General features: G+C 67.7%; 15 protein-coding genes. 3 read left to right on the top strand and 12 right to left on the bottom strand.

The window, feature by feature from the left end:
• Positions 1-310: 310 nt before the first annotated feature.
• The 4 genes from JWQ90_RS09835 to JWQ90_RS09820 form a co-directional block, all read right to left on the bottom strand.
• The gene (locus JWQ90_RS09835; protein ID WP_299692849.1) at positions 311-2218 is read right to left on the bottom strand and encodes an amidohydrolase family protein; all 1908 of its coding nucleotides are present in this window, start codon (positions 2216-2218) and stop codon (positions 311-313) included.
• Between the two features lie 246 nt (positions 2219-2464).
• The gene (gene hldE / locus JWQ90_RS09830; protein ID WP_299692846.1) at positions 2465-3910 is read right to left on the bottom strand and encodes a bifunctional D-glycero-beta-D-manno-heptose-7-phosphate kinase/D-glycero-beta-D-manno-heptose 1-phosphate adenylyltransferase HldE; all 1446 of its coding nucleotides are present in this window, start codon (positions 3908-3910) and stop codon (positions 2465-2467) included.
• Complete coding sequence (locus JWQ90_RS09825) at positions 3907-4509, bottom strand: Uma2 family endonuclease (RefSeq protein ID WP_299692844.1); 603 nt, start codon at positions 4507-4509, stop codon at positions 3907-3909. Before JWQ90_RS09825 ends, hldE begins: the two co-directional genes overlap by 4 nt.
• 28 nt (positions 4510-4537) lie before the next feature.
• Entirely contained in the window at positions 4538-5458 is a 921-nt protein-coding gene (locus JWQ90_RS09820; protein WP_299692841.1) for a branched-chain amino acid transaminase, read from the bottom strand.
• Positions 5459-5591: 133 nt separating this feature from the next.
• Between JWQ90_RS09820 and JWQ90_RS09815 the strand changes: the two genes are divergently transcribed.
• Together JWQ90_RS09815 and JWQ90_RS09810 are read left to right on the top strand one after the other, a co-directional pair.
• Positions 5592-6626, top strand: coding sequence for a glycosyltransferase family 9 protein (locus JWQ90_RS09815; RefSeq protein WP_299692837.1), 1035 nt, complete (start codon positions 5592-5594; stop codon positions 6624-6626).
• Complete coding sequence (locus tag JWQ90_RS09810) at positions 6623-7696, top strand: glycosyltransferase (protein WP_299692834.1); 1074 nt, start codon at positions 6623-6625, stop codon at positions 7694-7696. Before JWQ90_RS09815 ends, JWQ90_RS09810 begins: the two co-directional genes overlap by 4 nt.
• 86 nt (positions 7697-7782) lie before the next feature.
• On the opposite strand, the gene JWQ90_RS09805 is transcribed toward JWQ90_RS09810, so the two are convergent.
• The 4 genes from JWQ90_RS09805 to JWQ90_RS09790 all read right to left on the bottom strand — a co-directional run bounded on the left by JWQ90_RS09805 (position 7783) and on the right by JWQ90_RS09790 (position 13125).
• Positions 7783-8841, bottom strand: a complete 1059-nt coding sequence (locus tag JWQ90_RS09805) for a hypothetical protein (protein WP_299692831.1) — start codon at positions 8839-8841, stop codon at positions 7783-7785.
• Between the two features lie 10 nt (positions 8842-8851).
• Complete coding sequence (locus tag JWQ90_RS09800) at positions 8852-10609, bottom strand: glycosyltransferase (RefSeq protein WP_299692828.1); 1758 nt, start codon at positions 10607-10609, stop codon at positions 8852-8854.
• Between the two features lie 279 nt (positions 10610-10888).
• Positions 10889-11983 (bottom strand): glycosyltransferase, encoded by a 1095-nt coding sequence (locus JWQ90_RS09795; protein ID WP_299692825.1) that lies wholly within the window; start codon positions 11981-11983, stop codon positions 10889-10891.
• On the bottom strand, positions 11980-13125 hold the full coding sequence (locus JWQ90_RS09790; protein WP_299692822.1) for a glycosyltransferase: 1146 nt from the start codon (positions 13123-13125) through the stop codon (positions 11980-11982). The genes JWQ90_RS09795 and JWQ90_RS09790 overlap by 4 nt, the downstream gene beginning before the upstream one ends.
• Positions 13126-13375: 250 nt before the next feature.
• Between JWQ90_RS09790 and JWQ90_RS09785 the strand changes: the two genes are divergently transcribed.
• Positions 13376-14215 (top strand): sulfotransferase, encoded by an 840-nt coding sequence (locus JWQ90_RS09785; RefSeq protein WP_299692819.1) that lies wholly within the window; start codon positions 13376-13378, stop codon positions 14213-14215.
• A gap of 17 nt (positions 14216-14232) precedes the next feature.
• On the opposite strand, the gene asnB is transcribed toward JWQ90_RS09785, so the two are convergent.
• From asnB to glnE, 4 genes are all read right to left on the bottom strand, one after another.
• Entirely contained in the window at positions 14233-16050 is a 1818-nt protein-coding gene (gene asnB, locus JWQ90_RS09780; RefSeq protein ID WP_299692816.1) for an asparagine synthase (glutamine-hydrolyzing), read from the bottom strand.
• 2 nt (positions 16051-16052) lie between these two features.
• The gene (locus tag JWQ90_RS09775) at positions 16053-17393 is read right to left on the bottom strand and encodes a hypothetical protein (protein ID WP_299692813.1); all 1341 of its coding nucleotides are present in this window, start codon (positions 17391-17393) and stop codon (positions 16053-16055) included.
• Positions 17394-17405: 12 nt separating this feature from the next.
• The gene (locus tag JWQ90_RS09770) at positions 17406-18086 is read right to left on the bottom strand and encodes a sulfotransferase family 2 domain-containing protein (protein ID WP_299692810.1); all 681 of its coding nucleotides are present in this window, start codon (positions 18084-18086) and stop codon (positions 17406-17408) included.
• Between the two features lie 154 nt (positions 18087-18240).
• A complete protein-coding gene (gene glnE / locus JWQ90_RS09765) occupies positions 18241-20988 on the bottom strand; it encodes a bifunctional [glutamate--ammonia ligase]-adenylyl-L-tyrosine phosphorylase/[glutamate--ammonia-ligase] adenylyltransferase (RefSeq protein WP_299692807.1) in 2748 nt (915 codons plus the stop codon).
• Positions 20989-21053: the final 65 nt, after the last annotated feature.

Raw genomic sequence — 21053 nt, 5'->3', positions numbered from 1 at the left:
TCTTTCGACCTGCGGCGGCGTTGCAAATCCTCGCAATAGCGGTGCTATTGCTGTGGTTTGCGCCTTGCCACAGGCCGAAATCCATCGGTTTTATTTGTGTCGCCAAGCATGCAACGGACCACTAGCGAAGTATCCGCCGCTGTAGGAGCGGGTCATACCCGCGCCTGTGCCGCTGGAGTTCCAGTCGCGGGTATGACCCGCTCCTACACGCGCAGCTCGTAGGTCGGCAATCCTTTGCCGACATGAGGCCCCGGTTGCGCATCGGGCCAAAACGTCGGCAAGGGATTGCCGACCTACGACAGGCTGCCAGCTACGCAGCGGCAACAACACCATCAGCGACATGATCCCGATGCCGCATCACCCGCCCCGCCCGCTCCACACCGAAGCCCGGCAAGTACGCCCCATCCCGCCACAGCAGCTTGCCGCCGACCGCCACCGCCGCTACCACGCCGGCAGGCCGGTTGACCAGCTGATGATGCTCGAAGCAGGCACGCCAGACGTAGTCGACCGTCGTCTCGGGAACCCAGAGCTGCAAGGCAAGCGGATCGATCAGAACCAGATCGGCAGCCGCGCCCACCGCAACACGCCCCGCATCCAAGCCAAAATATTCCGCCGGCTCGGCTGTCAGCCGATGCACTGCGTGCGCCACCTTCTCCACGCCATCGGCCTGCGCCAATTTCAGCGTGCGCAGATTGCCGTCGTAGAACGCCATGTTGGTCAGATGCGCACCGCTGTCGTTGAAGCCGGGCAATAGCAGCGGATTGAACATCAGGCTCTTGGTGGTCGCCGCGTCGCGATTCGCGGTGGTCGTCTTCCAGCGCAGAGCCGTGTCGTAGCGGCGCAGCAGATGCAGCAGGAAATCGGCGTCGTCGACAAGCGGCGCAGGCATCGACGCAAACGCGTCGCGCTCATCAATGCTGCGCGCCTGCGACGCATCGCCGGCGCGAAATGCCAGCGCACGCTCGTAGATCGCCTGCAGGCTCTCGCCCGACCACAGCGCCACCGGGCAGCGATCGATGGCCATGTCGCGCAGATCGCGTGACAGCACATTGGTTTCACGATTCATCAGCCGCGCGAGACGCGCGAGGCTGAAACCGCGCTTGCCGTGAAACCACATGCGGCGAAAATCGGCGATCCACTCGGGGTCGTCGAGCAGCTTACGGCGGCCGGCGCGATCGTCCAGATCCAGCTCGTTGAGCACGCGCAGGCACGGGATCTCTTCGGCCAGCGGCGTCACCACGCCGTCGCTCCAGGTCGTGAACGGCGCCGCCAGCGCCTGAAAGCGGAAGCGCCCGCGGACCAGCTTCGAGTTCAACACCCGCGACAGCAGCAGCGCCATCTTCAGCAGCGAGCCGTTGGTATTGAAGTCCATCGCCGCGACCGCGGTGACTTTCAGCGTGCGGCCGAACAAGCGGCCCGAGGTGAGCATGAAGTTGCGGATCACCGCGAGCTTGCGATCCTTGGGCGGCGTCGCCTGCCACAGGCGGCCCCAGCGACGCACCACGCCGGTCAGGCGCTTGAGCTCGGCATACGGCGCGAACTGCGTCGGAATCTGCTTGCGCGTATTCGGCTGGTTCGCCAGGAAGTGGAACGGCAGCGCGTCGGTGCTGAACCCGACATAGCCTTCGCGCATGCCCTTCTCGAGCAGCTGTTCCATGCGCAGCAGCTCGGCTTCGCTCGGCTTGCGCCTGACCGAGTCGTTGAGGCCCATGACTTCGATGCGCAGCATCGAATGCGGAATCATCGGCACTACGTTCGGGCCCAGCGGCAGCGAATCCAGATGCTCCAGATAGTCGCGCGAATCGCTCCAGTCGACCTGGTCGGCCACCTTGCGCAGCACCGTCTTCGGCAGGTTCTCGACGCGTGCGAAGCAGTCGACGATAGGATCGGCGCCGTCACGGCGCTGCGAACCGAAAGCAAGGCCCAGCGAGCAGTTGGAGACCACCACCGTGGTACTGCCGTGGCGCACCGCTTCGGGCAGACCGGGCTCGAGTTCGACCTCGAGATCGAAGTGCGTGTGCACGTCGAGCAGGCCCGGCATCAGCCACAGGCCTTTGGCGTCGATCTGCTGCGTCGCGTTGATATCGAGGCGAGCGCCGATCATCGAGATGCGCCCCTCGGTGACGGCAAGATCCTGCACGCTCGGGGCGTCGCCGCTGCCGTCGAACAGCAGCGCGTTGCGGATCAGCAGATCGCATCGGGAGCGTCCACCATCCATGGGCGCACTCCTGGTTTTAGATAAGTGTTGGCGTATTTACGCTCGCAGCCCTGACCCCGTGAACTAGGAATATCGCCCCAGACCCCGTAGCCAGGCGGCGACCCTGTAAGCCTGCGCTGACATTGGGCTGATATTGCTAGCCCGCAACCCGTAGGTTGGGGTGAGCGCAGCGAACCCCAACACCGATCCGCGCCGAAGAGGCGTCGATCGCGCATCAGGGGTACACGTCGGCAAAGGATTGCCGACCTACGGGGGCCGGTGGTCGCCGATTGCGCGCTGGATCGTCGAGCTCGTCGAATAGCCCTGATGAAAGTCGAGAATTACGGTGCGGCCGCCGGCGGCGGCAACCGCCTCGTGCCCCGCGACCTGGTCGACCGTGTAGTCGCCGCCCTTGACCAGCACGTCGGGCAATACTCGCGCGATCAATCGCGCCGGCGTGTCCTCGGCGAACTCGACCACCGCGTCCACGCACTTGAGCCCGGCGAGGATGCGCATGCGGTCCGCGGCCGCGTTCAAGGGCCGCGTCGGGCCCTTGAGCTTGCGCACCGAGGCATCGCTGTTGACTGCGACGATCAGCACGTCGCCGAGCGCACGCGCAGCCTCCAGATAGCGCAGATGGCCGACATGCAACAGGTCGAAACAACCATTGGTCATCACGATGCGCTGGCCGCGTGCGCGCATTTGTTGGGCCCAGGCGAGCAGCGCGCTCTCGCTCATCGACAAGGGCTCGCTGCCGCGATCCGGTGCCAGTTGCGCACGCAGTTCTTCGGGTGAAACCGTCGCCGCGCCGAGCTTGCCTACGGTGACGCCGGCCGCAAGATTCGATAGGCGCACGGCGACTTCCAGATCGGCGCCGGCCGCGATCGCGGCGGTCAGCGTCGCGATCACGGTGTCGCCGGCACCGGTCACGTCGAACACTTCGCGCGCGACCGTCGGCAGGTGCACGGGCTCGCGGTGCGGACGCAGCAGGCTCATGCCTTTTTCGCTGCGCGTGACCAGCAGCGCCTGCAGATCCAGCTTCAGCATCAGCTGCGTGGCCTTGGCTACCAGAGCCTCGTCGTCGGCGCAGACGCCGACCACGGCCTCGATCTCGGCGAGATTCGGCGTCAGCAGCGTGGCGCCGGCGTAGCGCGCGTAGTCGCTGCCCTTGGGGTCGACCGTGACCGGCTTGTTGGCGGCGCGGCAGATCGCGATCAGCGCCGCGACGTCGGACAGCGTGCCCTTGCCGTAGTCCGACAGAATCACCGCATCGACATGCTGCAGCCGCTCGGCAAACGCAGCCGCGAAAGCTCCGCGATCGAAAGCGCCGGCATCGGCCAGCGACTCCTCGAAATCCAGACGGATCACCTGCTGGTTGCGCGACATCACGCGCAGCTTGGTGATCGTCGGATGCAGCGCGGACTCGATGAAGCTGGCGCCGATGCCGGCGTCGCTCACACGCCGGCGCAGCTGGGTTCCGGCCTCGTCGCGGCCGATCACGCCGAGCAGCTGCGTGCCGACGCCCAGCGCTGCCAGGTTCAGCGCGACGTTGGCGGCACCGCCGGCCTGGGCGCGATCGCGGCCGACGCGCACGATCGGCACCGGCGCTTCCGGCGAGATCCGCGACGTCGCACCGGTCCAGTAGCGGTCGAGCATCACGTCGCCGGCGACCAGCACGCGCGCGGCGGCGAAATCCGGTAGCGGCTGACTCACGAGCGCGGCGGCGGTGAAGGCTCGGCGACGCCGGAGAACTCCAGGCCCTCGTAGATTTCGGCGAGCGGCAGTTGCAGCACCGGCGACTCCAGATTGAGCAGTGCGTCCAGTCCGTCGAACCGCTCGTAGCTCCAGCGCACACCGTCGCGGCGGAAGCGCTCGACACGCGGCGCGTCCTGCGTCACCAGCACATATTCCTGCAGGGATGCTATGCGCTGGTAGTGCTGGAACTTGCCGCCGCGGTCCCAGGATTCGGTCGACGGCGACAGCACTTCGAAAATCGCCGTGGGGTTGGTCAGCGTATCGTGGTGAGCGTCGCTGAACTTGGGTTCCCCACAAACAATGACCACATCCGGATAAGTGTACAAGCCGGTCGCATCGACCCGAGTGCGCAGGTCCTGACTCACGGCCCTGCAAGCGCTTCCCTTGAGCCGGACTCTCAGCGCGGTGAGCAAACCGCCAACGGTTTCGGAGTGCGCATAGCTCGCCCCGGTCATCAACAGGATTTCGCCGTTGACGTACTCGCTCCTGCGCTCGGCCGCGCGCTCGGCCGCCAGATATTCGGCTTGGGTGAAACGCGGTCTGAGGACAGCTGTCATGTCGGGTGCCTATAGCCTTTGCCTGAGCTTAAACGTAGCTCAGCCACTCGGGATACTGCTCGCGCTGGCCCTTGACCTGGGCCAGGTAGGTGCGCTGCAGCTTCTCGGTGATCGGTCCGCGGCTGCCGCTGCCGACCGGGCGATTGTCGAGCTCGCGGATCGGCGTGACTTCGGCGGCAGTGCCGGTGAAGAAGGCCTCGTCGCAGACGTAGATCTCGTCGCGGGTGATGCGGCGCTCGCGCACCGTATAGCCCAGGTCCTGGGCCAGCTTCATCACCGTGCGGCGGGTGATGCCGTCTAGCGCCGAGGTCACGTCCGGCGTGCTGATGACGCCGTCGCTGACCACGAAGATGTTCTCGGCCGAGCCTTCGGCCACGTAGCCTTCGGGGTCGAGCATCAGGGCTTCGTCGTAGCCGTCTTTCAGCACCTCGTTCAGCGCCATCGACGAGTTCAGATAGTTGGCGTTGGCCTTGGCGCGGCACAGCGAGCTGTTGACGTAATGGCGCTGGAACGAGCTGGTCTTGACCCGGATACCGCGCTCCATGTTGTCGGCGCCCAGGTAGGAGCCCCAGGTCCAGGCGGCGACGATCACATGCGTCTTCAAACCGGTGGCGCGCAGGCCCATGCCTTCCGAGCCGTAGAACACCATCGGCCGCAGGTAGGCTTCCTTCAGATGGTTGGCGCGCAGCACTTCGAGCTGGGCTTGGTTCAGCTCGGCCTGGCTCCAGGGCATTTCCATGCCGATGATCTTGGCCGAATTGAACAGGCGCCTGGTGTGCTCCTGCAGGCGGAATATCGCGGTGCCCCTGGACGTCTCGTAGGCCCGCACGCCTTCGAAGCAGCCGGCGCCGTAGTGCAAGGTATAGGTCAGCACGTGCGTGGTCGCCTCGCGCCAGGGCACCATCTTGCCGTCGTACCAGATATAGCCGTCGCGATCGGACATGCTCATTGCGGGTAGATCCTTCGATTGATTCTTCGATTGATTCGGTCGGGGCGGCCGCGGCGGGCCGGCAGGTTCACGCCACGATGCGGCCGCGGCGGCTGGGTATTATAGAGGTCTGCCCGTCTTCGTCCCCGCCCCCTTGGCTCTCGCCGATACGCTGCCCTACCGCGGTGCCGCGCCGCGCATCCTGATCGTGCGGCTGTCGGCCCTGGGCGATATCGTGTTCGCGACCTCGCTGCTGGCCGGCCTGCGGGCGGCTTGGCCGCAGGCGCATATCGCCTGGCTGGTGCAGGCCGGTTTCGCCGGCATTCTCCACAGTGACCCGCGCCTCGACGAGCTGATCCGGGTCGCTGCGGACACGATCAAATCCCCAGCCGCGCTGTGGCGCCTGCGCGCCGGGCTGAAGCGGCGCGCGTTCGACTGGGTGATCGACGCCCAGGGCCTGGCCAAGTCGCGGCTGCTCGCGGCCATGGCGCCGGGGGCGCGGGTCGGCTTCGATTCCAAAGAGCCGCTGGGCTTCCTGCTGAAACACCGGGTAGCGAAAGGCGGCGACATCCGCGACATCGCCTCGGAATATCGCTACCTGGCGCAGGTGCTGAGCGGCCAGCCGGCACCGCCGCCGCGGCTGATCGTGGCCGGCGCGGCCCGCGACGCGGCCGTCGCGGCGCTGGCGGAACACGGCCTGCGGCCCGGCTACGTCGCGCTGTGCCCGTTCACGACGCGGCCGCAGAAACACTGGATGGAAGACTACTGGCCGCAGCTGGCCGGCCTGCTCGACGGCCGTCAGCTGGCGATCTTCGGCGGCCCGGCCGATGCACAGGCCGCCGCCCGGATCGGCTCGGCCGCGCCGGTCCCGGTGGTGAATCTGGCCGGCAAGACCCGGCTCGATCAGCTGCCGGCTTATCTGCAGCAGGCCGGCGTCGTGATCGGCGTCGACACCGGCCTGACCCATATCGGCGTCGCGGTGCAGCGGCCGGTGGTGGCGCTGTTCGGCAGCACCTGCCCCTACCTTCAGGGCGCCGAGTCGCCGCTGACGGTGCTGTACGACGCGCTCGCCTGCTCACCCTGCAAACGCCACCCGACCTGCGACGGCCGCTACGACTGCCTGCGCGGGCTGACGCCGCTGCGCGTTGCCGCTGCGGCGCGGGCGCTGCTCGGATCGGCGGCCGCGTGAAACTGGTGCACGTCGAAACCGGGCAGCATCTCTATGGCGGCGCCCAGCAGGTCGCGTACCTGCTCGAAGGCCTGACTGCGCGCGGCATCGACAACCTGCTGGTCTGCCCGCCGGGAGCTGCGATCGGGGCGCACTTCGCGGGCTCGGCGGTGAAGGTCGTCGAGCTGCGTTGCGGCGGCGATGCCGATCTGGGCTTCGTACCGCGGCTGGCCCGCGTACTGCGCGAACAGCAGCCCGACCTGGTGCATCTGCACAGCCGCCGCGGCGCCGATGTGCTCGGCGGCGTCGCGGCGAAAATCGCCGGCATCCCGGCGCTGCTGTCGCGGCGCGTCGACAACGCCGAGAACCCCTGGTGGGCGCGGCGCAAATACCGGCTCTACGCGCGCATCATCTGCATCTCCGAGGGCATTGCCGCGGTGCTGCGCGGCGAAGGTGTCGACGCCGGACGCATCCGCGTGGTGCGCTCCGCGGTTCAGGCCGCGCCCTGGCGCCGGCCGGAGTCGCGCGAGGCGTTCTGCGCCGAATTCAACGTGGATCGCGATGCGCTGATCATCGGCGTCGTCGCGCAGCTGATCGAGCGCAAGGGTCATCGCGTGCTGTTCGAGGCACTGCGCGGTTTGCAGACGACGCACAAGCTCGCCCTGGTGATCTTCGGCCAGGGCGCCTTGCGCGCGGCGCTGGAGAGCGAAGCGGCGAGCCTGCCGCTGCCGGTGCGCTTCGCCGGCTTCCGCGCGGACCTGCCGCGCTGGCTCGGCTGCCTGGATCTGCTGGTGCATCCGGCGCTGATGGAGGGCCTCGGCGTGTCGCTGCTGCAGGCCTCCGCCGCTAGCGTGGCGATCATCGCCAGCCGCGCCGGCGGCATGCCCGAGGCGATCCGCGATGGCCTCAACGGCCTGCTGGTTGCGCCGGGCGATTCGGCGGCGCTGGGTTTGGCGATCGGCAGGCTCGCATCCGACGCTGGACTGCGGCACGAACTCGGCGCCGCCGGAGCACGATTGATCGACGCCGAGTTTTCCACAGCCGCGATGATCGAAGGCAACCTCGCCGTCTACCGGGAGCTGACTCCGTAGGTTGGGGTGAGCGCAGCGAACCCCAACATTTGATCCGCGCCGATGTTGGGGTTCGCTGCGCTCACCCCAACCTACCCAACCTACCTCTAGCGCCTTGCCCAGCTCGTCAAAAAACGCTGCATATCGCCGTGCACGCGCTGCACCTGCTGACGCAGCGGCTCGAAATCGAAGTTCCAGTCGGGCTCCGGCACTGACGCGGTGACCAGCGGAAAAGGGAAAGCTTCGGCCATGCCGCGCGCACGCCCGTCGGCCGGCACCAGCCAGCTCTTCTTGTTGCGGCTCAGAAACAGCAGATGCGCGTGCAGGCGGCTGCCGACATGCAGGTCGATGGCATCGTAGATCGCGGCCGCAACATCGGCGCTGTCCGGCACCAGCACCTGGTAGCCGCGGCTCGCCGCGTAACGGCGCAGCGCCAGCGCCCTGGCCGGATCGGCGGCACCGGAACGTCCGTGCAGCCTGTCGCTGCAGCGCTCGATCACCGACCGCGGGCGGCAATCCTGATGCACGACGAAGTAGCGGCGCGCGCGCGGAAAACGCCGCGCGACACGGTCGATGATCGCGGCTTCGCGCGCCCAGAAATCGCCGCGCTCGGTTGCGGTCACCGCGATGCTGCGCTCGCCGCCGTCGAAGCGCTGGCCGTCCAGCAGCGGCTGATCCATCAGCACCGGGCAGCCCGTCATCAGGAAGCGATCCGCCAGATGCGGCAGCTCGGCCCGCAGATAACGCACGGTCGCCGGGCACCGCCAGGAGGAGTACTCGGTGCGCTGATGGATCGCCTCGAGAATCTCGCGCGTGCCGTCCGACATGCGCCTGCTGCGATCCGGATCGCGGTTCAGGCCGACGCCGAAAAACACGAAGCGCCAGGCGCCTTGTCGCAACTGCTCGGCAGTCATGCCGGGCCAGACGCTGTAACGATCATCGAGTTGGTCAGCGCCGGCCAACACCACGTGCCGCGCCTGCGCCATCACTGCCTGCGCGACCGGCGGCGGCGGCGCACGCGGCGAATAGCGGCCGATCGGCGCACTCGGCTTGAGCAGGCGCTCGATCGCTCGCTGGACAAAGCCATCGCTGAGGTTGGCGAGCCTGCTGCCGGCCTGCGACGGCGGTTCCAGGTAGGGCGTCAGCAGCGCATAGGACGCGGTCACTGCGCTGCGTTCAGGCTTGCCGGACGCAGGACCAGATCATGGTCCTGCCGTCGTCGGTCATCACTTGCTGCCACGGCGTCCAGCCGGCCTGTTCCAGATGCGCCTCGAATTCCGCGCGCGACAGATAGTTGCGCCAGCCCAGGCGCTGCAATTCTGCGGCGGAGCGCGGCCGGTCGCCGAGCGTGTGGCTGACCACCAGCGCGGAAGCGTCGAGGCGCAGCCGGGCCAGCGTGCCGGGCAGCGACTCGAGGTATTCGCTGACGCCGAGCATCGCGGCGACATCGCAGGGCTGCGGCAGGTGATCGCGAGCCAGATCGAGCGCGGCCACGTCGGCGCTCCGCGGCAGCAGATCGTAGCCGCGGTATTCGCAAGCTGTGCCCAGCCGCGCGAGCGCTTCGCGCAGCTTGCAGTCTCCGCAAGCGACGTCGGCGACACGGCGGCGCGCCGCGGCGTGGCCCTCGAGCAGCTGCACCACCAGGCTGGCGGCCTTGTCGGCGCGGTCCTGCCAGGCCGGGCGTTTCTGGCCTTCGCGGTTGTGCCTGACCGGCAGCTGTCGCGGACCATCACGAGTGGCGCGGACGTGATTCAGCAGTTGCAGCAGGCGGTCGACATGCGCGGCATAGTCGAAGCGTCGCGGTGCGGCCTGCGCGGCCGCTGCGCTGTAGCCTGCGTAGCGCGAGGCCTGGCCGGCGATCTGCATCACCGCATCGGCAAGACGATCCGGATCGGGCACACCCGGCTCGGCAACGCGGTTCAGATCGGGCCGCCAGACACGCGGATAAACGCCGGACGGATCGCCGCCGAGTTCGGCGTAGTCGGCCAGATCCAGGGTCGGCACTACGCACAGGCCATCGACCTGGTGCCGTATCACTTCCGGCAGGCCGTCGACCGCGGTGGCGACCACCGGCACGCCGGCCATCAGCGCTTCGGCGCAGGCATTGCCATACGGCTCGCGCAGCGCCGGATGCAGCAGCAGATCGATATCGGCGTAGAACGCGTCCATCGCGGAAAGGCGCCCGAGGAAGCGCAGATCGCCGACACCGAGGCGCTGCGCGACATGCTCCATCGCCTCGCGATCGGCGCCGTCACCGGCAATCGTCAGCGTCGCGCCGACACCGCGGCGGCGCAGCGCCGCCAGCGTATGCACCGCGAGCACGCCGCCCTTGAACGTCTGCAGGCGCGCACAGAAACCCAAACGCAAAGGCGAACCCGGCGCAGAGCGCGGCGCGGTGATCGCTGGCGCATAGATGCCGGGACTGCATAGCTCGATCGGCGCGGTAACGCCCCAGTAGCGCAGCATCGCGACACAGGCCTGCGAATTGGCGATGTAGCAATCGAAACCGCGCAGAAAATCCTCCTCCGGCGCGCGCGAACGGACGAACCAGGCGGCGCCGCGCTCCCAGTAGACCGAGGCAGCACCGATACGCGAAGCCAGCCGCACCGGCCGCGGATCGGCGAAGCGGTTCCAGCTCAGCACGGTATCGATGCCCCAGGCGCGCGCCTGGCTGGCCTGGCGCGACTGACGCATGCCGCGCCAGTTGGGTACCGTCACGCCGTGCCAGCGGCGCGCATCGGCGGCTGGCGACTGCAGGCCGTTAAGCGCCGCGGCAACGCCGGGGGCGACATCACGCAGATCTTCCGAAAGATAATGCGATACGCGTGTATCCCGCGCGCTCGCCTGCAGCAGGTTGGCAAACTGCTTCTCCATGCCGCCCCAGGCGTCATGGGCGAGCAGGATCTGGTGCAGGACGCGCAGCTGCCGGCTCATGCGGCACGCACGAGCAGTGCGGTGCCGGGTACGCAGGCCGACAGTTCGCAAGCACTCTTCAATTCGGTCCGCCTCGCTACCGCAAATGAACATTGCCGCAAGGCTGCGACGCCACCTTGTCTCGTCCATGAGATGTCGCGTTACGGAGCCTGGCGGTGTCGGAATCCTTGTCCGAGTTCATGGTTGCGTCGACAGCCTGAACCTCGGCTTTCCGTTGCCGCGACCACCCTGTTCTGTGAATCGGTTCTGTGATTCGGTTCTGTGAATCGGAGCCTGCGGTCAGGCCAGGCCGAGCTGTTGCAGATAGCGCTGCGCGCTGAGCTCCACGCGGTATTCGGCGACCGCTGCGCGAAGCTGCTCTGCGGGCAGCGGCGACGCCAGGGTCGCGAGCATCGCCTGGGCCAGCGCCGCGTGATCGCCCACCGCAACCAAGGGCCCGTAACGGCCGTCGGCGAGCAATTCCTCGGGGCCGCTAGGGCAGCGTGTCGACACGCAGGGCACGCCGAGTGCGAGCGCCTCGGTCAAGGCATTGGGCGAGCCTTCCCAGGCCGAGGACAGCACGAACAGATCCGCGCGCGCCAGCCAGGCATACGGGTTTTTCTGGAAGCCGGCGATGCTCAGGTGCTCGGTGATGCCGAGTTCGGCGGCCAGTGCCGCGAGCGCGGCACGGTCGCCGCCTTCACCGAGCAGGATCAGACGCGACGGCCGCTGCTCCTGGATCGCCGCGAACGCCCGCAGCAGGGTCGGGAAATCCTTCTGCCGCGTCAGCCGGCCCATGCCGATGATCACCGGCACCAGCTTGTCGGCCAGCCAGGGATGCGGCGTCGGCTCGGCGGCCTGCAGCGCGAGCGCCGGGGTGATGACCGGATTGCGGATCACGACGACGCGCCCGGCCGCAAGGCCAGTGATAGCGAGCGTGTCCTGGCGCACGCCTTCGGAGACCGCGATCACGCCACTGGCCAGCGGATACAGGCGGCGCATCGGCGTCACGCGCAACCAGCGGTTGAATGCGGACTTGCGCTCCAGCGCGGCCGACAGGTTGGTGCCGAGCCGGATCCACAGCGGCATCGCCGCGCCGGCCTTGGCTCGCGCGCGGATCGCGGCACGTCCGGCGCGGTCTTTCGCCACCAGCAGCGCGTCGGGCTGGACGCGGCGCAGGTACTCGGCGATCTCGCCGACGCTGGTCCACGAATGCTTCGCCTTCAGCTGGATCAGGTTCACCTGCGGCGGAATGCGGCTGACATGGCGTCCCTCGGCGCGCAAGGCCAGCAGGTCGACCTGCACATGCGCCGCGAATTCGGCGCAGAGGTTAGTGATCATGCGCTCGACACCACCGTCGCCGGAGAACGAGATCAACACAGCGAGACGTTTCATCGGACCTCGGTCGCGAAAGCCGGCAGGTTCATGGCGCGCAGATAGTCATTGGTGGCCTGTTCGATCTCGTAAGGCTTCGCGGCGGCGCGGCATTGTTCGGGTGACGGCGGGTCATCCAGCGTGGCGCCGATCGCCGCCGCCAGGCGGCCCGCATCGCCGATCGGCACCAGCTGCCCGTATCGACCCTGCCCCAGAACCTCGGCCGGGCCGCTGGGGCAATCCACCGCCACACAGGGAGTACCGCAGGCCAGCGCTTCGATCAGCACGAATCCCAGGCCTTCCCAGCGCGAAGTCATTGCAAACACGGCGGCATGCGCCATGAACGCATAGACGTCGCGGCGAAAGCCCACGAACTCGACATCGCCGGACACGCCCAGTTCATCGCACAGCGTCTGGAGCCTCAGGTGATCACGGCCCTTGCCGACGATCATCAGCCGCAGCTCGCGGCCCCGGCGCAGCTGTGCGAACGCGCGGATCAGCGTCGGGAAATCCTTGCGCGGCGCCAGCTCGCCAACGCCCACCAACACCGGCGGGGCGCCAGGCGCGAACCAGGGGTGATCCGGCGGCGGCGGACGGGATTCGAACAACGAGGCCGGGACCACGGGGCTGAACACCGCGCGGATACGCGCACGCGCCAGCCCGGTGTAAGCCGCCATGTCGGCTGCCACTGCCTTGCAGGTGACGATGACCTGATCGGCCAACGGATAGAGATTCCCCATCGACCAGCGCTGGATCCAGCGCTCAAAGGCTCCGCGGTGCGCCAGATCCACTGAAATCGTGGTGCCCGAGCTGAGCACCAGGCGCGTCCGCTGGCTCACGCCCGAAAGCCAGCGCGCCAGCAGCGCGGTGCGGTTGACCCGATCCTTGTCGGACAGCAGCACCGCCGGCCGTTCGCGGCGCAGGTAGCGGATCAGTGCCGGCAGCGCGCCGTAGGTGGACGATGCGCCCAGGTCGATCACGCGAACTCCAGGCGGGATCTCGGCCAGCTCCGGCCCGTGCCGGCGCACCTTGAGCAGGTCGACCGCATAGCCGCGCCCGGCGAGTGCCGGGGCCAGATGGCGTATCGCGCGGTCCACGCCGCTGTGGCCAGAGGTCGACATGAACAAGGCGATTCTGGGCGCGGCCGGGCCAGTCACCGTCATGCGAGTAGATCTGCTGCCGCGCCGGCCGCGTTGCGCGCTCGGATCGCGGCGCGCCCGGCCCGGAACATCCTTCCGATTTGGACACGGGCGAATCGGTTTGAATCAGGGAACGGATTCGGTGCAATGATTGCAAGGGAGCTGTTAGCTGGTTTCGACACCGTTCTGGGCAAGGGGGCCGCAGTCAACGGACGCATCCTCGGAATCATCCTTGTTTTCCCATCTTGCCAGTCCGTTTAGGGGGCCTGACATCATGCCAGCATTTCCGAATTTCCTCGTCGTCGGTGCGATGAAGGCGGGGACCTACAGCCTGCACCACTATCTGCACAGCCATCCGCAGATCGAGATGTCGCAGAAGCGCAAGGAAGTGAATTTCTTCGTCGAGGAATTGAGCTGGCATCGCGGCACGGACTGGTATCGCGATTTCTGGATCGGCAACACACCGATGCGCGGCGAGTCGTCGACGCGCTATTCGATGCGTGACCGCTATCCGGGCGTGCCGGCGCGAATCCGCAGCCTGCTGCCGGAAGTGCGGCTGGTGTACGCGGTACGCGATCCGATCGCGCGCCTGATGTCGCAGTATGTGCATGACTATGATGACAACCAGGAACACCGTCGTTTTGAAGATCTGCTGCTGGCGCCGGACCGGCAACTGACACTGAGCATCGGCTGCTATCACTACCAGCTGCAGCGCTATCTCGAATGCTTTCCGGCCAGCGCGATCCGGGTGGTTTGCTTCGAGGACTTGATCGCGGATGCGGATCGGACACTCAAACCGGTGCTGGAGTTCCTGGGTGTCGATCCCGAGTTCGGCCACTCCGACTGGGGCGCGGTGCACAACGACAGCGGTGACAAGTGTCGTGAAACTCCGGCCGGCCGAGTGGTGCGCAAGCTGATCGGGCGTCGGCGGCTGCGCAGGACGCCGCTGTTGCGCAAGACGCTGACGCGTCCGATTCCGACGCCGGTTTTCGATGCGCAGCGGCATGCCGATATTGTCGGGATGTATCGAGCGGACGCCGAGCGCCTCGAGACTTTCACCGGGCGCTCGTTCCGCCACTGGACCAGCCTGTGGCCGCAGCCTGGCACCGGCTGATCAAGCCGCCTGCCGGTTCAGATCCAGGCCAGCGGATCCTCATCCGCACCGGGACGCTGGTCGGGACGCTCGATGAACAAGCGATGCCAGATCGCGAATTGCATCAGGCTCCAGATTTCGCGGGAACGCAGCGCGGTGTCGCCGGCCAGCAGCTCGCGCACCGCCTGCGGCTGGCACCAACGCCGGATCGCCTCGCTGTTGGGCAACCGATCGGCGAGTCCGCGCACGAACTCGCCGTTGAGCCATTCACCGACCGGCACGTGAAAGCCGCGCTTGGGCTGCCACAGATGATCCCGGGGAATATATCGCTCGGCCCAGCGCTTGATGAAGACCTTGCCGGCGCTGCGCGAGACTTTCAGCGAGTCGGGCAGCGACAGGCCGAACTCGACGACGCGATGATCGACGAAAGGCACGCGGCCTTCGACCGACCAGCTCATCAGCATGCGGTCGCTCTTGACCAGCAGATCGTCCGGCAGATTGGTGACGAGATCGGTGTACTGGCGCCGCTGCAGCTCGCTCCATTGCCGCGGCGTGCTGCCCCAGGCCGTGATCACCGGCGCGCGGTGCGCCGCCAGATACGGCTGCAATTCCGGTATGAACAGCCTGCGCGTCCAGGCGGCATCGAGCTCGCCGCGCACACGGAAGCCGCCACTGCCGGGGAAGCGGATGCTCTTGTATAGGCGCTCGCTCCAGTCCGGCCGATAGCGGCCATAGCCGGCAAAAGCCTCGTCTCCGCCTTCGCCGCTGAAGATCACTTTCAGGTCATGGCTCGCCGCTTCGGCCAGGGCCAGCGTCGGCAGGCAGGCGTAGTCGCGCATCAGATCGTCCGCCGCCCAGACCGCGCGCGGCAGCCGGTGAAACACCGCCTGCCGCGTCAGACGGATCGGCGTGTGCAGCGCGCCGAAGCGCTGCGCGATCATCCCGGCCTGGTCGAGCTCGTCGCGCATCTGCACGTCGGCATAACCGATCGAATACGTGCGGATCGGTTCGCGCTGACGCTGGCTCAACAAGGCCAGCAAAACCGCGGAATCGACGCCGCCGGAAAGGAATAGGCCGTAGGGCACGTCCGAGCGCACATGCTCGCGCATCACCTGATCGATCAGCGCGTCCCACTCGGCCAGCGCATCCGCTTCGCTGAGCTGGCGCGGCTGCACATCCAGTGCCGACCAGTAGCGATGCCGCTCGATGCGCAGGTCCGCGTCGATACGCAGCGCCTCGCCCGGCAGCACGCGGCGGATGCCGCGCACGATCGTGTCTTCGCCGCTGGAATGCTGGTTCTGGAAATATTGCGCCAGCGCCGCCTCGCTGACATCGACCTTCGGCATCTGCGGCAGCAGCGCTTTCAGCTCCGAGCCGAACAGCACCCGGTCCGGCAGCACCGCGTAGTACAGCGGCTTGATGCCGAGCCGGTCGCGCACCAGCCACAGTTCGCGCTGCTGGTGATCGTAGAGCGCAAACGCGAACATGCCGTTCAGGCGCTTGAACGATGCACGCCCCCAGGCGGCATAAGCCTGCAGCGCGACTTCGCTGTCCGAATCGCAGGAGAACTTCTGGCCGCGGGCTTCCAGCTCCGCGCGCAGCTCCGGGAAGTTGTAGATCTCGCCGTTGCAGACGATCGCGTAGCGTTTGGCGGCATCGAAGATCGGCTGATGGCCGCCCGCCAGATCGATGATCGCCAGCCGCGTGTGCGCGATGCCGAAACTGCCGCTGCCATGATGATGAATGTAGAACCCGGTGTCTTCCGGCCCGCGATGCGTCAGCCGTGACGACATGCTGGCGAGCGCCGACTCGGTGACGACGCCGCTGCTCAGCACCTGCCCGGCAATTCCGCACATCGTCAGTGGGCCGCGGTCGCGGCTTGCGTCTTGACGCCGGGCGGCTGCGCTACGCCGTAGCCGAGCAGCGCGGCAAGCCGGCGCACCAGCGCGCCGAGACTGCGCTCGGACAGATCCCGATAGCTGGTCTCAACCAGGATGCGCTGCCAGACGAACGCAAGAAACTGGTCGCGCAGCTCCAGATCCAGCGGTGTGTGTAACGCCTGCCGCAACGCCGCCGGCAGCGCATCGAGCTGCGTGACCGGATGCACCAGCGGCGCGTGGCAATAAAAGTTTCGGCCCAGCGTGACCACCGGCCTGCCGAGCGCGAGCGCCTCGAAACCGACCGTGGAATTCACCGTGACGACCGCGTCCGCGCCGGCCGCGAGCCTCGTCGCCGGCACGTCGCGGACCCAGCTGAGGTTCGGCACGCGGCCGCTCAGGCGGCGGTACGCACCGAGTTCGTAGACCTGCTCCATCGGGTGCAGCTTGGCCACCAGCCGGGTGCCCGGCGCGACCTGCTGCAGCGCCTCCGCGACGCGCCGCACGAAGCTCGGCATGTCGTTGCCGATCAGCGGCGAATGCTGGATCAGCTGCGAATCGCCGAGCACCTGCAGCGGCAGCAGCACGTAAGGGCCGATATCGGCGGGCAGCGCGCTCGCGGCGAACTCGCGCGGCCGCGGGTGCAGCGACACGCGGCTGAGCTGCAGCGGACGCAGTAGTTCGCGTTCGGCCAGCGCCAGCCTGGACGGCTGCACGCGGCGCAGTTGCGCGGCGGCCGGCGCGCGGCGCGCCGCACTGCGCAGCGTCACCAGCGAGGCCTCGAGCGCTGCACGCTCGGCCGGCGGCAGGCTTGCTCCGCGAAACTCGCCGGCCGCGATCGCCGCGTTCAGCGACGACAGGCAATTGACCCCGCCGGTGTCGATCTGCAGCGTGCCCGGCAGATAGCCGTTCTCGCCGAACAGCACCGTCATGCCACGCTGGCGCGCCAGTGCGACGGCCACCGCAGCCGTCAGATCGCTGCCGTTCCAGACGAAGATCGCATCGACTGCGTGACGGTCGAAGTATTCGGCGAGCCCGGCCTGCAACTGCGCGGCCTGGCCGAGCCAGCGCCGGTCACCGCTGTTGGCGAGCTTGCATAGGCTGAGGTCCAGCGTGAGCCGGGCGCCGGCGGCTGCGGGTAGCCCCGTCGTGACCGGCTCGACCGCAACGCCGCAGCGCCGCAGCAGGCTGCGCACCTCGGTGCGCAGCGAATAATGCAGGCAGCGCACACCGGTCCCGGCCGCGAGCCGCCGGCCGGTCTCGACGCAGTATTGGCCGAGCTGCCTCGGCAGTTCGATGAAGGCAAGCGTCCGTGCCGCCATGCGCCGACGCCGCTAGCCCGGCGCCGGCGCGCCGGCGCCGTCGAAGTGATAGCCGAGCATCTCGATATCGCGGGCAAAATAACGCGCAACCAGTTCGGCCGTCTGATCGGTGTAATAGCCGCGGAAATCGCGCGAGCGATCGGTGGCCTGGCGCTTGTGCGGCAGCTCCGGCACCTTGATGTTCAGGCGCTTGCAGATCGTCGCCCAATCGTCCGCCAGGCTTTCGTAATGGCCGACGAAGTCGATGACGTTTTTGCCGTGCAGATCGACCAGGTAGTCGGTCTGCAGCGTGATCGAGGTGTCGATGTGGTATTGCCAGGGACGCTCGGGGTTGAGCTTCCAGCGCAGGAATTCGTCGAAAGTTTCGTGGCCGTTCAGCAGATGCGGGCGCTCGCGCTTCAGATGGTGATAGCTGCTGACCTGCAGATCCCAGGGGTTGCGCACGAACGCGAACTTGAACAGCGACTCGAAGTAATCCCGCGGCAGCATCTCCATCGCCGCGATCACCTTGGCGTGGCGCGGCAGCTTGGCCGCGATGCGGTGACCGGACAGGTGATCGAGCCGCGAGCAGATCAGCTGCAGCAGATACATCGGATCGCGCAGCTGCAGCCGACGCAGCGATGCGCGCACGCTGGTGCCGCCGGTCTTGGCGATATGCACGTACAGGAAGCGGAAACGATGGCTCAGGACCACGGTGTGGCTCGCGCAGGTAGGCGGCTAGTTTAGCGGTTGATCGATGACAGGAGTTTCACGCGACGACTCACCAGGAGGTTGGGGTGAGCGCAGCTAACCCCAACGTGTGTCCGCGCCGATGTTGGGGTTCGCTGCGCTCACCCCAACCTACTCGCTACAGCCCGACCGCGCTCCAGATCCGGCTCACCCGTTCGCGCTCTACGCTGAACGCATCCTCGGGCGCCACCACCGGCTGCTGTTGCAGGCCGCGGGCATGGCTCCAGGCGCGTAGTACGCGATAGGCCTGAATCAGCGCATCGCGGTCCCCTGGCGTGATCACACCGGCCACGGTCAGCGCCTCGAGCTGGCGCCAGTTGTCCGAATACTCGACCAGCGCCGGTGCGCGCGGCGCTTCGCGTAACAATAAGTACTGCGTGATGAACTCGATATCGATCAGCCCACCCTCGCCCTGCTTGATGTCCCAGCAGCCAGGCTCGCGGCGTTCCAGCTTGGCGCGCATCCTGGCGCGCATGTCGCGGATATCCGCTCGCAGTTTTTCGGCGTCGCGCGGCTGGCACAGCACGTCGCGGCGCAGCGCTTCGAGCCGCGCGCCGATTGCTGGGCTGCCGGCGACCGGACGGGCGCGGGTCAGCGCCTGGTGCTCCCAGGTCCAGGCCTCGCGGCGCTGGTACTCGGAAAAGCCCTCGACGCTGACCACAGCCAGGCCCGAGCGCCCGCTGGGGCGCAGTTCCAGATCGACTTCGTAGGCGCGGCCGGCCGGCGTCAGCGTCGCCAGCCAGTGAATGACGCGCTGCGCCCAGCGCACCATGAACGTGCTGCCGACGATGCTGCGCTCGCCGCCGCGGGTGTCGCGCTCCGGCGCGTCGCAGTCGTGGATGAAGACCAGGTCGAGATCCGAGCCGTAGCCCATCTCGATGCCGCCGAACTTGCCGTAAGCCAGCGCACACAATCCGGCGCGCGTATCGTCGAGCCGCAGCGGTTCGCCGTAGGTTTTGCCAAGCTCGGTGTAGGCGCGATCGAACGCGGCCTGCAGCACGGCTTCGGCGAGCCAGGTCAGCCGGTCGCTGACCTGCACCACCGGCAAGCTGCCGGCGACGTCGCAGGCAGCGATGCGCAGCGTGGTCTCCAGCCGGAAGCGGCGCAGCGCATCCATGCCGGCTTCGACCTCATCCACCGGGATATGCGACAGCACTTCGGCCAGATCCTGCCGGATGCCCTCGCGATCCGGCGGCGCGTACAGCGCGCGCGTGTCGAGCAAGGTATCGAGCAGCCCCGGGTTGGACGCGAGCAGCTGGCTGATCCAGGGGCTGGCCGCGCACAGCCTGACCAGATGGTCGCGCGCGACTGCCGATTCACGCAGCAGGGTGAGATAGGTGGAGCGGCCGCCGATCGCCTGCACCACGGCCAGCGTGCGCACCGCCGCCAGCGCCGGATCGGCATGGCGCTGCGCCTCTTCAATCAGCAGCGGCAACAGCTGCTGAAGTCGCTGCTGCGAAGCCGGGCTCAGGCTGCCCACGCTGCGAGAATCGCGCAGATCGCGCAGCGCCTTGGTGACCTTGGCCGCCGCATCGCCGAAACCGGCGGCGTCGGGCGCCAGCGGCTGGCCTTCGGGTTCGTTCCACAATTCCACCAGCCATCCGGCCAGCCCCACTTCGGCCTGCTGGTCGCCGGGCTCGGCGAAGATCCGGCGGAATTCCTCGTGCACCTGGGCACGCACCTCGGCGAAGCGCAAGCTCAGCTCGCTCCACCCGGCGAAGCCGAGCGCCAGACAGAGCGCCTGCCGCGCCTCCTCGTTGTGCGGCAGCGAATGCGTCTGCTCGTCGGCGTACATCTGGATCGCGTTTTCGAGCCGGCGCAAAAAAACGTAGTGCTGGTCGAGCCGCTGCGCCGTCTCCGGCGACAGATAACCAGTCTGGCCGAGCCAGCGCAGCACCGGCCGCAGCCGTGTATCGCGCAGCGGCGCTTCCTGGCCACCGCGTACCAGCTGGAACGATTGGGCGATGAACTCGAGCTCGCGGATGCCGCCGGTGCCGAGCTTGACGTTGTCGTCCTGCCGGCGCCGTGCGACGTCATCGGCGATCAGCTTCTTGAGCGCACGCAGACTGCCGATCGCGTTGAAGTCCAGATAGCGGCGATACACGAAAGGCCGCAGGCTGCGCAGGAATTCCAGGCCGGCCTGGATGTCGCCGGCGACCGGCCGTGCCTTGATCAGGGCGTAACGCTCCCACTCGCGGCCGTGCTCCTGGTAATAGTCCTCGGCCGCGTCGATCGCGATCGACACCGGGCCGGCGCTGCCGAATGGGCGCAGCATCAGATCGACGCGAAACACGAAGCCGTGCTCGGTGCGCTCCGACAGCAGCCGTGTGACCGACTGCGCCGCGCGCTTGAAGAATTCCGCGTTGTCGAGCGCACCGGAACCGCTGCCGCAGTCATCGGTTTCGCCAGGGGCGGTATGGCAGAAAATCAGGTCGATGTCCGACGAGAAGTTCAGCTCGCGGCCACCGAGCTTGCCCATGCCGAGCACCACCGGCTGCACCCGCTTGCCGGCGGCGTCCCGCGGCTCGCCGTAGCGCTGGCGCAGCTGGGTCAGCGCAAAATCCAGCGCAGCGCGCAGGCAGACTTCGGCAAGCTCGGACAGATCGCCGAGCGTCTCGTCAAGCTCGGCCAGGCCGCAGAGATCGCGGCAGGCGATGCGCGCCATCTCGCGTTCGCGGACCGTGCGCAGCAGGCGCATCACCCCGCTCTCGTCTTGCATGTCGGCCAGCGCGGCGGCGAGTTCGGCCGCCATGCCGCCGGCGTGCCTTGCGGCGACCAGGCTGCCGTCGCCCAGCCACGATGGATGGCGCTCGACGGCGCGCTGCAGAAAGCGGCTGGCCGCGCAGGCGCGTTCGATATCCTTCATTGCCAGGGAGCACCCAGTGTAGGGCGGGTCGCGACCCGCCGTTTTCGGTCGAGGATAGAACGGCG

Origin of the sequence: Hydrocarboniphaga sp., assembly GCF_028291725.1 — a bacterium.
In the GTDB taxonomy this organism is placed as follows: Bacteria; Pseudomonadota; Gammaproteobacteria; order Nevskiales; family Nevskiaceae; genus Hydrocarboniphaga.
The sequence above is the reverse complement of the archived record's forward strand: the minus strand, read 5'-3'. Positions and strand labels throughout refer to the sequence as shown.

What these genes read in the sequence shown, in the direction of transcription:
- JWQ90_RS09825 (WP_299692844.1), bottom strand. Translation starts at nt 4,509, where the DNA reads ATGACAGCTGTCCTCAGACCGCGTTTCACCCAAGCCGAATATCTGGCG.
- glnE (WP_299692807.1), bottom strand. Translation starts at nt 20,988, where the DNA reads ATGAAGGATATCGAACGCGCCTGCGCGGCCAGCCGCTTTCTGCAGCGC.
- JWQ90_RS09795 (WP_299692825.1), bottom strand. Translation starts at nt 11,983, where the DNA reads ATGAAACGTCTCGCTGTGTTGATCTCGTTCTCCGGCGACGGTGGTGTC.
- JWQ90_RS09820 (WP_299692841.1), bottom strand. Translation starts at nt 5,458, where the DNA reads ATGAGCATGTCCGATCGCGACGGCTATATCTGGTACGACGGCAAGATG.
- JWQ90_RS09785 (WP_299692819.1), top strand. Translation starts at nt 13,376, where the DNA reads ATGCCAGCATTTCCGAATTTCCTCGTCGTCGGTGCGATGAAGGCGGGG.
- asnB (WP_299692816.1), bottom strand. Translation starts at nt 16,050, where the DNA reads ATGTGCGGAATTGCCGGGCAGGTGCTGAGCAGCGGCGTCGTCACCGAG.
- JWQ90_RS09790 (WP_299692822.1), bottom strand. Translation starts at nt 13,125, where the DNA reads ATGACGGTGACTGGCCCGGCCGCGCCCAGAATCGCCTTGTTCATGTCG.
- JWQ90_RS09775 (WP_299692813.1), bottom strand. Translation starts at nt 17,393, where the DNA reads ATGGCGGCACGGACGCTTGCCTTCATCGAACTGCCGAGGCAGCTCGGC.
- JWQ90_RS09835 (WP_299692849.1), bottom strand. Translation starts at nt 2,218, where the DNA reads ATGGATGGTGGACGCTCCCGATGCGATCTGCTGATCCGCAACGCGCTG.
- JWQ90_RS09800 (WP_299692828.1), bottom strand. Translation starts at nt 10,609, where the DNA reads ATGAGCCGGCAGCTGCGCGTCCTGCACCAGATCCTGCTCGCCCATGAC.